General features: G+C 39.5%; 15 protein-coding genes. 2 read left to right on the plus strand and 13 right to left on the minus strand.

Features of this window, described 5'->3' with window-relative positions:
- Positions 1–2 precede the first annotated feature (2 nt).
- From H5126_RS08695 to H5126_RS08730, 9 genes are all read right to left on the minus strand, one after another.
- The gene (locus H5126_RS08695) at positions 3–1,904 is read right to left on the minus strand and encodes an MFS transporter (RefSeq protein ID WP_182720081.1); all 1,902 of its coding nucleotides are present in this window, start codon (positions 1,902–1,904) and stop codon (positions 3–5) included.
- Positions 1,905–2,037: 133 nt separating this feature from the next.
- Positions 2,038–2,646 (minus strand): recombination mediator RecR, encoded by a 609-nt coding sequence (recR, locus tag H5126_RS08700; RefSeq protein WP_002962308.1) that lies wholly within the window; start codon positions 2,644–2,646, stop codon positions 2,038–2,040.
- A gap of 7 nt (positions 2,647–2,653) precedes the next feature.
- Positions 2,654–2,980: a YbaB/EbfC family nucleoid-associated protein gene (locus tag H5126_RS08705; RefSeq protein WP_002962306.1), complete on the minus strand. Its 327-nt coding sequence runs from the start codon at positions 2,978–2,980 to the stop codon at positions 2,654–2,656.
- A 60-nt stretch (positions 2,981–3,040) separates the two neighbouring features.
- Positions 3,041–5,566 carry a DNA polymerase III subunit gamma/tau gene (gene dnaX / locus H5126_RS08710; RefSeq protein ID WP_182720082.1) on the minus strand — a complete coding sequence of 842 codons (2,526 nt, stop codon included), beginning with the start codon at positions 5,564–5,566 and terminating at the stop codon, positions 3,041–3,043.
- A 3-nt stretch (positions 5,567–5,569) separates the two neighbouring features.
- Positions 5,570–6,115 carry an adenine phosphoribosyltransferase gene (apt, locus tag H5126_RS08715; protein ID WP_002962303.1) on the minus strand — a complete coding sequence of 182 codons (546 nt, stop codon included), beginning with the start codon at positions 6,113–6,115 and terminating at the stop codon, positions 5,570–5,572.
- Between the two features lie 171 nt (positions 6,116–6,286).
- A complete protein-coding gene (locus H5126_RS21490; protein ID WP_002962301.1) occupies positions 6,287–6,409 on the minus strand; it encodes a hypothetical protein in 123 nt (40 codons plus the stop codon).
- A gap of 72 nt (positions 6,410–6,481) precedes the next feature.
- Positions 6,482–7,234 carry a DUF2063 domain-containing protein gene (locus H5126_RS08720; protein ID WP_182711557.1) on the minus strand — a complete coding sequence of 251 codons (753 nt, stop codon included), beginning with the start codon at positions 7,232–7,234 and terminating at the stop codon, positions 6,482–6,484.
- Between the two features lie 36 nt (positions 7,235–7,270).
- On the minus strand, positions 7,271–8,128 hold the full coding sequence (locus H5126_RS08725) for a DUF692 domain-containing protein (protein WP_024596352.1): 858 nt from the start codon (positions 8,126–8,128) through the stop codon (positions 7,271–7,273).
- Between the two features lie 67 nt (positions 8,129–8,195).
- Positions 8,196–8,693, minus strand: a complete 498-nt coding sequence (locus H5126_RS08730; RefSeq protein WP_024596351.1) for a hypothetical protein — start codon at positions 8,691–8,693, stop codon at positions 8,196–8,198.
- A gap of 226 nt (positions 8,694–8,919) precedes the next feature.
- Here H5126_RS08730 and H5126_RS08735 point away from each other — a divergent pair, with 226 nt between their 5' ends.
- A complete protein-coding gene (locus H5126_RS08735) occupies positions 8,920–9,900 on the plus strand; it encodes a tRNA-dihydrouridine synthase (RefSeq protein ID WP_182720083.1) in 981 nt (326 codons plus the stop codon).
- 61 nt (positions 9,901–9,961) lie between these two features.
- On the plus strand, positions 9,962–10,288 hold the full coding sequence (locus tag H5126_RS08740; RefSeq protein ID WP_182720084.1) for a conjugal transfer protein TraR: 327 nt from the start codon (positions 9,962–9,964) through the stop codon (positions 10,286–10,288).
- A 16-nt stretch (positions 10,289–10,304) separates the two neighbouring features.
- Here the strand turns inward: H5126_RS08740 and H5126_RS08745 are convergent, their stop codons facing one another.
- The 4 genes from H5126_RS08745 to H5126_RS08760 form a co-directional block, all read right to left on the minus strand.
- Positions 10,305–11,348, minus strand: coding sequence for a hypothetical protein (locus H5126_RS08745; RefSeq protein ID WP_182720085.1), 1,044 nt, complete (start codon positions 11,346–11,348; stop codon positions 10,305–10,307).
- A 61-nt stretch (positions 11,349–11,409) separates the two neighbouring features.
- Complete coding sequence (locus H5126_RS08750) at positions 11,410–12,669, minus strand: lipopolysaccharide assembly protein LapB (protein ID WP_002961712.1); 1,260 nt, start codon at positions 12,667–12,669, stop codon at positions 11,410–11,412.
- 11 nt (positions 12,670–12,680) lie between these two features.
- Positions 12,681–13,298 (minus strand): energy transducer TonB, encoded by a 618-nt coding sequence (locus H5126_RS08755; RefSeq protein ID WP_024603667.1) that lies wholly within the window; start codon positions 13,296–13,298, stop codon positions 12,681–12,683.
- Positions 13,298–13,702, minus strand: a complete 405-nt coding sequence (locus H5126_RS08760) for a biopolymer transporter ExbD (RefSeq protein ID WP_002961710.1) — start codon at positions 13,700–13,702, stop codon at positions 13,298–13,300. The genes H5126_RS08755 and H5126_RS08760 overlap by 1 nt, the downstream gene beginning before the upstream one ends.

The raw sequence follows: 13,702 nt of genomic DNA on the forward strand, positions 1-13,702 counted from the left end.
AATTAGTCACTATCTTTTGAATGAAGCGCTTTTAAAGCCAATACTTTTTCACGTAAATCATCTGCTACTACTTTATCAGCAGCAATCGGGGCACCGACTGCAACCGACACCAAAGACCATTTTAATCGAGGCAATTGCCACTTAGCTTTACGACTAAAAATGCTGCCCCATAAACCACCTAAGTGCACAGGAATAACGGGCACAGGTGAGCGCTCAATAATGCGCTCGATTCCACGGCGAAAAATATCCACTGAGCCGTCACTGGTTAGTTTTCCTTCAGGGAAAATACCAACAAGTTCGCCTTTATTAAGCGCAGCAGCTACTTCGTCAAAGGCTTTTTTAAACGCTTCTGGATTGGTTTTTTCACTGTTAATGGGAATAGCCTTAGCCATTTTAAATAACCAATGTAGGGCCGGCGAATAATAAATAGGGGCAAATACCATAAACCGGATAGGCCTTGGTGATGCGGCTAAAATAAACATCCAATCAACAAAGCTGACATGATTACACACGACAACCGCAGCGCCTGCATCAGGTATATTACTTTCACCTTTTGTACGCACTCTGTACATACAAATAGCTAAAATATATATAATAAATCGTAAAAAGAACTCTGGTACTTTGGTATAAATATAAACAGAGATAAGCAAGTTTAGCCCAGCAAGTAACAGTAGCAACTCTGAAATACTCCACTGAAAAACAGACAGCGTTACAATACTTAAAACAGCACTGCCCACCATAAACAGTGCATTTAATACATTGTTAGCCGCTATAACTCGTGAGCGACTCGACTCTTCAGTACGCTGTTGAATAAGCGCATACAGCGGTACAGTGTAAAAACCAGAGCCAATACCAATGCCTGCCATCCATACAAAGTGCCACACCATATCGCCTGTTTTTAATAGCTCCTGAAGCGTCATTAACTCAGGGTGTTGAGGTAAATAAGAGCTAATGGCTGGCTCTTGGCTCAGTAAGTATAAAAACAAGGTAATTAAGATAGCGCCAAAAGGCACAATTCCTAATTCTATTCGAGAGCGAGAAAGCTTTTCACACAGTAACGAACCAATAGCAATACTTAGTGAAAACACAACAAGCGCGCTAGTTACAACCAGTTCATCGCCGCCCATTGTGTGTTTTACATAATTTGGTAGGGACGTTAAAACGATGGCACCAATTAACCAAAACCAACTGATCCCAAGTACTGATTTACCAACCGATTCTGTTTGCGAATTAAGTGCTGAAAATACGTTTTTTGTCGATGAAAATATATTATAGGTAAATTTTAAGTTAGGCTCGTTTGCTTCACTAGTGGGTATAAAGCGACTGCTCACATAACCCATCACGGCCAATACTAATACTGCAATACTTATAAGCGTAGGCCCTACTGATTGAGTAATATAATAAGTGCCAAAAATTGTACCCATTAGTATCGCCACAAACGTGCCTGATTCAACCAAACCATTCGCTTTTGTTAATTCATTCGGTGCTACGTGCTGCGGTAAAATAGAATATTTTAATGGACCAAAAAACGTACTTTGCACGCCCATTAAAAATACGGTGGCTAACATTAGCCACACATACTGAGTTAAAATAGAAACTGCCCCAACAACCATAATAGGGATTTCACATAGTTTTACGATTCTAATCAATTTTGATTTTTCTGTTTTTTCTGCAAGCTGCCCTGCCATCCCTGAAAATAAAAAGAACGGAAGAATAAATAACCCAGCAGCAATATTTGAATAAAGTGCGCCATCTGCAAGCGTTGCAGCCTGAAATATTAATAGAATAAGCACTGATTGCTTATACACGTTATCGTTTATCGCTGAGAAAAACTGCGTAATAAAAAGCGGTAAAAAACGCTTACTACCGAGTAATGCACCTTGATAGGGTTGGTTATCTTTCATTGTATTCCTTACTAATTAGAGACATAGCCCAAAAATAAATTAGATTGTTTTTAAGCTTACCTTAAAAACGAAAAAGCCTACATGATTTAATCATGTAGGCTTTGGTAATTTGTTTTCAAATAGTGACTTAGAGCTAGTCTTGAGTAACTAGGCGCCTGCCGCTAAAGGCATGCATAAGTGTTCTACCATCTACTAAATCAAGCTCACCTCCCACAGGAATACCATGGGCAATACGTGAAGCGCCTACTTTGTATTTATGACAAAGCTGAGCAATATAATGTGCGGTAGTATCGCCTTCAACCGTAGGGTTAGTCGCTAAAATAACCTCATTAATATCGCCTTGAGCAAGCTTTTGCTCTAAAACATCTAAGCCAATCTCTTTAGGACCAATACCGTCTATTGGCGATAAGTGACCCATTAATACAAAGTATAGACCTAAATACTGACCTGTTTGCTCGATGGCAAGTACGTCAGTAGGCGATTCAACAACACATAATATACCGCTGTCTTGGCGTTTTGTACTTAAACAAATATCGCACTGAGCTTGTTCGCAAAAAGTACGACAAGACTGACAGTGCCCTATGGCGGTCATTGCTTTAGTGAGTGCATTGCCCAGCTGAGTGCCTCCCTTTCGGTCGCGCTCAAGCAGGTGAAAAGCAATACGTTGCGCTGACTTTGGACCAATGCCAGGTTGACAGCGCAGTGCTTCTATAAGCTGATTTAAACTATCTGAAAGTTGCATTATTGACTTAAAACGGCATTTTCATACCTGGTGGTAATTGCATACCGCCAGTTACTTTACCCATACGCTCTTGTGTTTCTTCTGCAACACGGCGAACAGCATCGTTACATGCTGCTGCAAGTAAGTCTTCAATCATGTCTTTGTCGTCTTCCATCAAGCTTTCATCAAGCTGAACACGACGTACATTGTGGTTACCAAGCATAGTTACTTTAACTAAACCTGCACCAGCTTCACCAACAACTTCAAGAGTTGCGATTTCGTCTTGGGCTTTTTGCATGCGATCTTGCATTTGCTGCGCTTGCTTCATCATGTTGCCCATTCCACCTTTAAACATAACTTTCTCTCTTTCTTTTAATACATTAATTAACATGAACATAAGGGCGATTGTAAGTAATTACAATGCCTGAATACTGTTTTCGTCAATTTCGGCGCTAAATACTTGCTGAAATTGTACTATGTTTTCATCCGATGTGATCACATCGATTGCTTGTTGTTGACGTCCTGCATCTATTTTTTGCTGAATAAGATAAGGAGAATCAATAACTCCCTTAGCAAAATTAATACTTAACGACACGTTATGCTCATAAATACTCGACAATGCGGCATCTAATCTTTGGCGAAGCATCGGTGTATCTAAATGCTTTTGTGATTCATCAACGTCTATATGTAAGCTGTTGCCTTGCTTGGTAAATATTGAATGCAACGCAAATTGGCGCATACGACCACCCAGTCCCATACGTTTAATTAAATAAGCCCATTCATCTTGTTGATGTGCAAATCTAATTTCACTAATTGGACTTTGAAAATCATCAGGCACGGGAACGCTAATTTCCTCGGGCGCTGCTTCAGGTACTTTTTGAGGGTTTATTTGCTCAAGTAGCTCTGGCGCTAGATTTTCGGTAATTGTTTGATGCTTTTCTTTAAAATCAACTTTTCGTGCTGGTTTTGTATTAGCGTGACCATGTGCCTGGCTTTCGCTCCCTGTTAGTGGGAGCTCATGCTTTTTTTCACTTGCATCTGCACTATCATTCACCCAAGGTGGGGGATCGCTAGGTGCTACGTTTGTAACGCTGTTGAGCTCGTTTGTATTTTCAGCGGTGCTATCTTGGTTAACACTTTGAGCTTTAGGCATTCTTGCGTGATGCTCTGGCTTTTTAGCGGGTGCTTGGTTTGGCTGCGCTGCTACATTATTTGCAGAGGTGCTTGTACTCTTGCTTGATAACCTACCCGCACCGGATATGTTTCTATCACGTAAAATACGAGCAATGGCAGATTGCGCCTGCGCTTCTTGTTCAGCTATTGGCGTACTTGCATTGTGATTTGTTAAGGGCTCTGGTGAAGACTCTGAGTTTGCAGTAGGTGCAGGGTTAAAACCCTGATCTACAGCGCTACTCATTATATCGTCAAATTGCGAGGCCAGCGTTTGTTCAGCATCACTATGGAGCATATAAGCTTCATCTTCACTTTGTCGCTGGGCTTGAGCATCTGAAACAACATTGGTTTGTGGTTGCTCTTTAGCTAAAGCCTGTTGCTTTGAAGCGTTTTCACTTTGTTGAACCGGTTGCTCTACTGCAACTTGGGCAGGCTCATTATTACTTTGCACGACTTCATTATTTGATGACTGAGCGGCTGCGTTAGCTGAAGGCTCTATCTCAACGGCTTTAGGCTGCTCTGCATTGCTAACTGGCTTAATATTATTTACTGGAGCACTGCTTTGGCCAGCTACGGTGTTTTGCGATGTTTTATTTTTATTTAATATATCTCGCAGTGCATTTGCACGGCCTTGTTTATTTGGGGCCGGCTCTTCGTTTGCTGTGTGTACAGTTTGTTGCGCGTCTGTAGGCTTAAATGCTAATAATCTTAGCATAATCATTTCAAAACCTAAGCGAGGCTCTGGTGCCCATTGTAAATCTTTTTTACCATTTAACAGTAACTGATAATAAATTTGAATTTGTTGTGAGCTCGTATGTTGTGCAACATGAGCAATATAATCTACATTTTTTTCATCTAGCCCTGCCGCTTCTGGCACTAACTGGGTTAGTTGGGTCAAATGCGTAAGTGCAATTAAATCATCAAGCAATGCCACATAATTAGGATTACGACTTGCCACCTGCGCAATCTCATCCATTAGCGCAGCGCCATCTTGTGCAAGTAATGCTGCAAGCAAGCTTTGGCTATAATGAGTATCCATTAAACCAAGCATTGTTTGTACTGCTTGATTATTAATATCACCATTTGTTTGCGCAATAGCTTGGTCGGTTAAGCTAAGCGCATCACGCATACTGCCATCAGCGGCTTTTGAAATAATGCTAAGTGCATCGGTATCAAAGCTAAGCTGTTCTTGAGTAAGTACGTGTTCAAGCTGTGTTTTAATCTCACTTTGCGACAAGGCATTTAGATTGAATTGTAAACAGCGAGATAAAATAGTAACTGGTAGTTTTTGAGGATCGGTGGTCGCCAATAAAAATTTCACATGCTCTGGTGGCTCTTCAAGCGTTTTTAAAAGCGCATTAAAGCTGTGCTTAGAAAGCATGTGAACTTCATCGATTAGGTATACTTTATAACGTCCACGCGTTGGTGCATATTGAACATTATCAAGTATTTCGCGAGTGTCTTCTACTTTTGTACGAGAAGCCGCATCTATTTCGAGTAGGTCAATGTAGCGCCCTGCTTCTATATCCAAACAGCTGCTACATTGTCCACACGGATTTGCAGATATACCTTCATCGCAATTTAAGCTTTTAGCAAAAATACGTGCAATGGTGGTTTTACCTACACCGCGGGTTCCAGTGAATAAATAAGCGTGATGCAGTCTATTTTGCGTAAGCGCATTTACAAGCGCTTGCTTAACATGAGACTGCCCAACCAATTCATGAAAGGTTTGAGGACGCCATTTTCTCGCTAGAACCTGATAACTCATCGATTACTCGCCTTCGAATTCAACCAATTTTAGGATTTTAATACCCATTTTTTTGATGCGCTGCTCGCCACCAAGTTCTGGTAGTGATACAACAAATGCTGCATCTGTGGCTTCGCCACCTAGTTTATTAACTAACTTAGCAGTGGCTTCAATTGTGCCACCAGTTGCTAATAAGTCATCAACTAGTAATACTTTGTCGCCAGGTACAATTGCATCTACATGCAGTTCTAGCGTGTCTTCACCGTACTCAAGTAAGTAATCTTGGCGAATAACTTCGCGTGGTAACTTACCTGGTTTACGTACTGGAATAAACGGAATGCCTAACGCGTAAGACAATGGCGCACCAAAAATAAAACCACGTGATTCTGTGCCTATGATTTTAGTAAAGCCCTGATCTTTATATTCTGCGATAAACGCGTCAATAGTTGCTTTAAAGGCTTCTGGATTTGCCATTAAAGTGGTTACATCGCGAAACATAATGCCCGCTTTTGGATAATCAGCAATTGTAGTTATGCTGTTTTTGATAATTGCTGGTGTTACTTGAGTCATAATTTTAACTGCTCAATTGTTTATATTACAAAGCAGGTGATTATAACCTTAACTAACCTTTAATTGCGAGTTTGGCGTTATTATAAAAGAAGTATTAAATATGGAAGGGGTAATTAAAATAAAGTGGTTCAAGGCTGAAGTTAGCAACAGCCTTAATAAACGCTATACATTTTACGTTAAGCTAGTGATCCAGCCTAATATTGCATTTAAACAACCAATCCCTGCAAATACAGCTAAAAAAGCAAGAAAGTAAGTAGCGTTGAACGGATCTTTAAAGTCTTTATCATCTGACATTGGTACAACCTTTTATTAAGCACGGCAAGTAAGGCTGCCATAATAGACGATGTAAAATCATCAATAAAGACCTTAGTCTTGATTTTTTGTCACAATTACCCCTCGTTCAACCATAGCATTAAGAGTAACCAGTGCACCTTGAGTAATTTGCTCTGCATTAAATTGTGGTGCATGAGCTAATACCTGTTGGCAGACGTTGTCAAATGTCGCGCCTTCGCTTGCCTCTATGATTGACAATAGCAAAGCTGTCATCGCATTCGTAGCCAGAAATTGAACGTCGTCATTTTCGTCTCTATATACAACAAAATAATTAGGCTGAGGTGATGGCTCTTTTGGTTTAAAGCGATTGCTAATATTTTGAACCGGAAATTGATAACTTAAATTTCTTGCCGTTTTCGATAAATATAAAGCTGAACTAGTGAGCGCTGTTGTTTGTAATTTTTTCTCTTGCTCATCTTCGTGTGCAATGGATACATCTAGCTCTACCCATTCATAATGGGCAAGCTCAAGCATAAACACGGGATCGTATTTTTTCATTTTATAATCACTTGATAAGTAATTAATAAACTCCCCTGCTATGTCTAAAAAGTACGGCGAATGACAATCATATTCGCTAAAAAACTGGCGTACGAGGGCTTGCCATTGCTTCTGGGTATATAACGTTTTTAATACCGGAAAACCTGATGATATAAAACCTTCAATGTTATTAAAAAATAGGTCGCGATAAATAGCCATACGCCTGTCTTCGATACCGCTGGGCTTTTTATTTTTTTGAGGCTCGCGAATATGCGCCATAAATTCGTTTTGTATTTCAATAAAGCTCATAACTAGGCACTCTTTTAATGTTGATAAAGGCTTATATTAAGCTCGTTGTTTTGAAACAGTTGAATCAAAGTGTTTAGCTTGTAGATCATGAATTATATCTAACTCTTTGGTTAAAACATTCATGGTAGGAATATTAAAATCGCGCTCAAGCAAGGTTGGAAATACGCCATGCACTTCGTATGCTTTATCGAGTAGCTCCCAAACAGGATCAATCACATCAGCGCCATGTGTATCAACAATTAAGTCATCAGCCTCATTATAATGGCCAGCAACATGCCCATAGGCTATACGATTAGAGGGTAACCCAGTTAAAAATGCTTGCGCGTTGTAGCCATGATTTATCGAATTAACATAAATGTTATTCACATCAAGTAAAAGCTTGCAGTCAGCTTGCTCTAAAATAATATTCGTAAATTCAAGCTCTGATAATTGCTGTCCAGGAGCACCATAATAGGAAACATTTTCTATCGCAATTTGCTGCTCTAGTATGTCTTGAACTTGTTTAATGCGAGGTACAACATGTGCTATGGCATCTTGTGTAAATGGAATGGGCATTAAGTCATACATATGCCCTGTACCGGAGCAGTAACTTAAGTGCTCACTAAAAATTTTTATATTGTGCTCTTCAAAAAACACTTTTAAAGACTTAACAAATTCAACATCAAGAGGTTCGGGAGAACCGATAGACAGTGATAATCCATGACACACAAAATTATTAGCATCGGTTAATGTTTTAAATTGCTTTTTAAAGCGTCCACCCAGTTTTAACCAGTTCTCTGGCGCAACTTCTAAAAAGTCTACTTGATTAGGTACATGCTCAAGCAGCTCATCAAGCATTTCTCGTCGTAGGCCAAGGCCCACCATCCCAAAATCTTTACTTTGAGTTTGTATCATAACTACCTCTAACTTAACAAAAAAGGGCCTTAGGGCCCTTTTAGCATAACTTATTTAGAATAAGATATTAACGGCCACCACATTTACCTTCGCCGCACTTACCTTCTTTTTTAGTTTTTTTAGCGTCGCCGCCACATTTACCTTCACCACATTTGCCTTCTGTTTTAGCTTTTGCGTCTTTTGCATCGCCGCCACACTTACCTTCGCCGCATTTACCTTCTTTTTTATCTTTTGCGTCGCCACCACATTTGCCTTCGCCGCATTTACCTTCTTTTTTACCTTTTGCATCGCCGCCACATTTGCCTTCGCCGCATTTGCCTTCTTTTTTATCTTTTGCGTCGCCACCACATTTGCCTTCGCCGCATTTACCTTCTTTTTTATCTTTTGCGTCACCGCCACATTTGCCTTCACCGCACTTACCTTCTGCAGCATCTAATTGGTAACCTGTTACTAGTTGTTGAAACTCAAATGGGTTAGCTTGTACATCTGCAGATACAAAACTTGCAGAGCCAACTACTACTGCACCTAAAGTTAACGCGATTGTATTTTTTTTAACTGTATTCATTTTATGACTCTCTTTAATCAAGGATTGTAAATCTCAGCAATAAAAATGTATTTTTAAATTGCTTGTATGCTTAAGTAGACCCGTACAAAAATAAAAACTTTCATTTATTTTCATAATATTTACTTTTGCAATTTATACATCAAATATGGGCGGTAATTACAGATTTATCAATGTGTGATTTACAGGTAAACTATGCCTCCAGTTTTTTATCAAAATTAATCTCTTTATGAAACTTGTTTTAGCACCTATGGAAGGTGTCGTTGATTTTAAAATGCGCCAATTACTCACAGACATTGGTGGGTTCGATTTGTGCGTTACAGAGTTTGTAAGAGTGGTTGAAACATGCTTACCTGACAAAGTTTTTCATCGATTTTGCCCTGAACTACATAATAATGGATTTACACGAGCAGGTACTCCTGTGCGTGTTCAATTACTCGGTCAAGAAGCAAATCCGTTAGCCGAAAATGCAATAAGAGCAATCGCATTAGGGTCCCATGGGGTCGACCTAAATTTTGGTTGCCCAGCAAAAACAGTTAATCGTAGCCGAGGGGGGGCTGTACTGCTTAAAGACCCTGACCATATGTATACGATTATTAAAGCAGTCCGAGATGCTGTAGATGATAAACATGAAGTAAGTGCAAAAATTCGCTTAGGCTTTGATGATGACAGTAACAGCCAAGAAATTGTTGATGCTGTGGTAAGTGCAGGTGCAAATAGTGTAGCTATTCACGCCAGAACCAAACGAGATGGTTATAACCCGCCAGCTTATTGGGAAAAAATTCCACCAATAATAAAAGGTAAGAATATTGCCGTTGTTGCCAATGGTGAAATTTGGCAAGTAGAGGACGCAATGCTTTGTCAAAAACGAAGTGGGTGCACTGATTTAATGCTTGGTCGTGGCGCCCTTTCGCACCCTGATTTAGCAAAAAAAATTAAAGCTCATGTAAATAATGAGCAATATGATAGCCTTGAGTGGGAGCATATTATTTATCACTTAATTCACTCAGCTATTCATCAAGACCCCGCGAAGGATGAAAAATACTTTGCTTCACGTACTAAACAATGGCTTGGTTATCTAAAACGCCAGTACCCGCAAGCTATCGATTTGTTTGATGAAATCAGACGTTTAAAAAGTAAAGAAGATGTGGCGAGCGTATTAAATAAATATGCCAAAGCACCTCAACTTGATTCAAATCATAACGACTAACTTAAAGACTCTAGATAATATCAGAATAACGTAAAGCCCATTTAATAAGGTTGTACTGATAATGCATCATCAAAAAAGACTTAACGATGAAATAGCACAAGTTAAATTAAATATATTAACCATGCTTTCTAAATCAGCTTACCCTGCACATCACCATTTAATACAAATTTTAGCTGATACAGCAAATAATGAATGGTTAGACTGCGCAGCAGAGAAGTTAGGCCCTGAGTATGCACTTTTAATCAGTCGCATGACCAAACTAGAAGCCGCACTAAGTCAAATAGAAATTGCCCAGTATGGCTACTGCTGTGATTGTGAAGAAAAAATATCAGCTAAGTCACTTGAACTAGACCCCGCAACTCAACGGTGTACAAAGTGCGCACAATAAGCGCACTTTCAAATCATTATATAATGTGTTGTATAAAGCTAAATGATTGCCCTGGGTAGAGAATTATATCTTCAACCAAGTACTGGGCCTCTTCTGGACTAATTTGTAGGCGCTTTATAAGGTTTACCTTTGCTTGAGGCAAAGTCCACGCATGGTAGTGAATACCTATATCTGATTCCATCATCGCAAGCATCAATGTTTTATCTTTATTAGACATATCCATAGCGCTCGCCATTGCAGGTAAGTCTTGATAGTTAGCCTGCCAATCTAAGCCTTCTATTAATTTTTCATCAGATAAATACTGAACTAAAAACGATTTTTGGTGAGAAGTTGGCAGCTTACTGTCGAATGCAACACGATCTAATACTTTTATTTTTTCGTTTAAAAGAGTAACCCATTCTAACGGTGAATGTACTTCGCCACTAAAGTAATTAAGTTTGCTCTGATACCACTGAGTGCCATTTGGCAGACCTCTTAGACCCACACTTCCTCTTGGCTTATAACTAGCTAAATAATCGCTAAAAGCTCTTATATGGCTTTTAAGCGCTGGTTGAACATGGTTACTTGCTATCGCACTTAATACATAGCTTTGTAACAATGTAAGTTCAACCTTGTTCAGCTTTAAATTGCTTTGTTGAGCACTGTCTAGGGTATCTTGGGTTAACTTGAGCCAAGTAATAACATTATCCGGTGTGTTTTTTGAGCCTTCAAAAGCGAGCATGTTTTCTAAAACATTTACTTGGGCTGGCCAATTAAAGTAGCGTTCAGGGAAACGCTCTGCAATTACCAAATAGTTTACTTGCGCAATTTGATTTAGATTAAGCTCCATACCCATTAGGCTCTGATAAATAGTATGGCGTTTTGTTAAGTAAGCATCAGAGAAAACCAATTGATCTTTTTCAATGTTATTGCCTTTAGTAGCACCTGTTTGTACAAGCGCCATGTTTAAAGCTTTTAAAGCGACTTGTGCGTCCTCAAACGACTCATAAGGTTGAGGCTGCTTTGAACATGCAGCTAAAAATAGGCACAGTAGTGATGATAAAAAGAGCTTTTTATACATAGTAGTTCCAATAAAAAAAGCCCCAGAGGGGCTTTTTATAAGTTGCTTAAGCTAATTAAAATTAAATTTTAACACCGTTGCGAGCGGCTTTATCTTTAATATATGTAGACCAACCTTTTGCAAACTTACGTGTGCGAGGGTCATCCATAGCTTTAGTAATTGCAGCATATGCTTGCTTATACTTACCTTGGTAGTAATACGCTTCAGCTAAATCTGAATAAATTGTGCCTTTTTTGTCAGAGCCAAGCTCTAATGCTTTGTTCAAGCGAACAATAGCAGCACTGAATTTTTCAGATTGTAAAAGTAATGAACCTGCTTTGCGGTAAAGCTCAGCGTCGTCATCAAATTTAGCAGCATCTTCGTAGTACTTAGCAGCTTTTTCTAAATCTTTAGAACGATGGTAATTACTCGCAATCGCGCTAACATTCTGCTTTGTACGTTCTACTTTTTCACTCTTAATGGCCTTTTCTAGCGTTACAGCTGCTTTATAAGGGATCTCATTTAGAGAGTAAAAGTTAGATAAGACTTTATACTCAACTTCATTTTCAAAGTAACCATTCTTGTATGCAACTTCCATAGTTGCTAAACCTTTAGAATAATCTTCAGTTTGTAGGTAATATTTACCTAAGCTAACCCAAGCTTTTTTATCATCAGGCCATACACGAACAATTTCTTCGCCAATTTTAACCATGTTTGCATAATCTTTAAGCTCAAAGTATGCGCCAAGTTTTAATTGGTAAGGGCCTTTGTTAGGCTCTTTTTGAAGTTTTATTGCCTTATCTGCTGGTTCAAAAACATCACGGTATTGCTCTAACTGATAGTTAGCTTGAGCAATACGTGTATAAACCGTAGGGTCCTCTTCACCGGTAAAGTCCATCCAAGCTACATATGCTTTTTTAGCTTCTTGGAACTTTTCTGTACCAGCGTATAAGTCACCTAACAACTTAAGAGTTTGTTCTTGATCAGCAAAGTTTAAAACATCAGGTGCAACGGCTTGCTTAGAGTACTTGATCGCTTCGTCATACTTTTCTTTTTGAGCGTACATGCTACCTAAGTAACGATTTACGGTCGCTTTATCAAAGTCATTCGAAGGCTCGATTTCTCTAAGCAAAACAATTGCTTCATCAACTTTTTCTTCGTTGTACAAATCAAATGCTTTAATTACTTTTTTACCAGTACGCTCGCCCATGATTTTAGTTTTTGCTTTTTTACGCTCTTCAATCTTTGCGTAATCCGGCGCTGCTAAAACAGATGCACTTAAAGTAGCACCCGACACAGACATAAGAATTGCAAGAGCAGTTACTTTAGAAAAATTTCTCATTACTCGCCTCCTTAGTTGCCTTGGTTAAGTTTAAAGTCTAATTGAACTTGTAAACCTGGTTGTTTCTGTGGTTTTCCGTCAATGATCTTAGGACGGTACTTCCACTTACGCAGTGCACGTTTAGCTTCACGGTCAAAGATACGTTTCGGTTCTGCGTCAATTACTTCAACGTCAGTTACTCCACCTAGCTCATCAATTGTGAATGAAAGTTGAACCCAACCTTCTTTACCATCACGTGCTGCTTGCGTTGGATATTTTGGTTCTATACGAACGATAGGTGTCGCATCACCATCTCGTCCAAATGCACCAGGACCACTTAGTCCACCTGCCGAACTACCAACATCAATGCTTCCCATATTAAATGACATAGCACCAGGATTTGGATTATTATTTTCCGGCTGTGGCGGCTGCGGTTTAGGCGGCTGCTTTGGCGGTGGCGGAGGAGGAGGCGGTACACGCTTCCTCTCCTGCACCTTAGATTCAGGCGGATTCGTCATTATTTCGACTATGATCTGCTCTTTTTGTTCCGTATTACGGTCAGCCCCACCAGAGATGAGGAATGCCATGAAGTAGAACAAGCCGAAAGTAACTGCCCCACCTGCAATCAGTGAAAACAGAAAACGAATCATTACTGATCTCCAGCTATTGAAATTCTCAGGTTATCACCCGTCGCTTTAATCTGGTCCATAACTTTAACCACTACGCCGTGTTTTGCTTCTTTATCAGCTTGCAAAATTACAACTTCAGTAGGTTGTTCTGCTAATAAACTTTCGATTTTTGCTGAAATACGTTCAACATCAACCTGCTGTTTATCAATCCAGATCTCGCCGTTACTACGAATAGCAATAAAAATGTTAGCATTTTTTTGCTTAGTAGCTTGAGCCGCTTTAGGTTTATTGACCTCGATACCAGCCTCTTTAACGAACGATGTAGTTACGATAAAGAAAATAAGCATGATAAATACGATGTCAAGCATTGGCGTCATATCAACCGCTGCTTCTTCTTCTTCACGAAAACGTTGTTTACGTGCCAT

It is taken from the genome of Pseudoalteromonas sp. SG45-3 (genome assembly GCF_014164075.1).
Classification (GTDB): Bacteria; Pseudomonadota; Gammaproteobacteria; order Enterobacterales; family Alteromonadaceae; genus Pseudoalteromonas; species Pseudoalteromonas distincta.

Bases quoted from the DNA above. Each gene is read 5' to 3' on its own strand.
- H5126_RS08760 (WP_002961710.1), bottom strand. From the start codon at position 13,702: ATGGCACGTAAACAACGTTTTCGTGAAGAAGAAGAAGCAGCGGTTGAT.
- H5126_RS08740 (WP_182720084.1), top strand. From the start codon at position 9,962: ATGCATCATCAAAAAAGACTTAACGATGAAATAGCACAAGTTAAATTA.
- H5126_RS21490 (WP_002962301.1), bottom strand. From the start codon at position 6,409: ATGTCAGATGATAAAGACTTTAAAGATCCGTTCAACGCTACTTACTTT.
- H5126_RS08745 (WP_182720085.1), bottom strand. From the start codon at position 11,348: ATGTATAAAAAGCTCTTTTTATCATCACTACTGTGCCTATTTTTAGCT.
- H5126_RS08720 (WP_182711557.1), bottom strand. From the start codon at position 7,234: ATGAGCTTTATTGAAATACAAAACGAATTTATGGCGCATATTCGCGAG.
- recR (WP_002962308.1), bottom strand. From the start codon at position 2,646: ATGCAACTTTCAGATAGTTTAAATCAGCTTATAGAAGCACTGCGCTGT.
- H5126_RS08755 (WP_024603667.1), bottom strand. From the start codon at position 13,298: ATGATTCGTTTTCTGTTTTCACTGATTGCAGGTGGGGCAGTTACTTTC.
- H5126_RS08725 (WP_024596352.1), bottom strand. From the start codon at position 8,128: ATGATACAAACTCAAAGTAAAGATTTTGGGATGGTGGGCCTTGGCCTA.
- H5126_RS08750 (WP_002961712.1), bottom strand. From the start codon at position 12,669: ATGAGAAATTTTTCTAAAGTAACTGCTCTTGCAATTCTTATGTCTGTG.
- H5126_RS08730 (WP_024596351.1), bottom strand. From the start codon at position 8,693: ATGAATACAGTTAAAAAAAATACAATCGCGTTAACTTTAGGTGCAGTA.
- H5126_RS08705 (WP_002962306.1), bottom strand. From the start codon at position 2,980: ATGTTTAAAGGTGGAATGGGCAACATGATGAAGCAAGCGCAGCAAATG.
- H5126_RS08695 (WP_182720081.1), bottom strand. From the start codon at position 1,904: ATGAAAGATAACCAACCCTATCAAGGTGCATTACTCGGTAGTAAGCGT.
- apt (WP_002962303.1), bottom strand. From the start codon at position 6,115: ATGACTCAAGTAACACCAGCAATTATCAAAAACAGCATAACTACAATT.
- H5126_RS08735 (WP_182720083.1), top strand. From the start codon at position 8,920: ATGAAACTTGTTTTAGCACCTATGGAAGGTGTCGTTGATTTTAAAATG.
- dnaX (WP_182720082.1), bottom strand. From the start codon at position 5,566: ATGAGTTATCAGGTTCTAGCGAGAAAATGGCGTCCTCAAACCTTTCAT.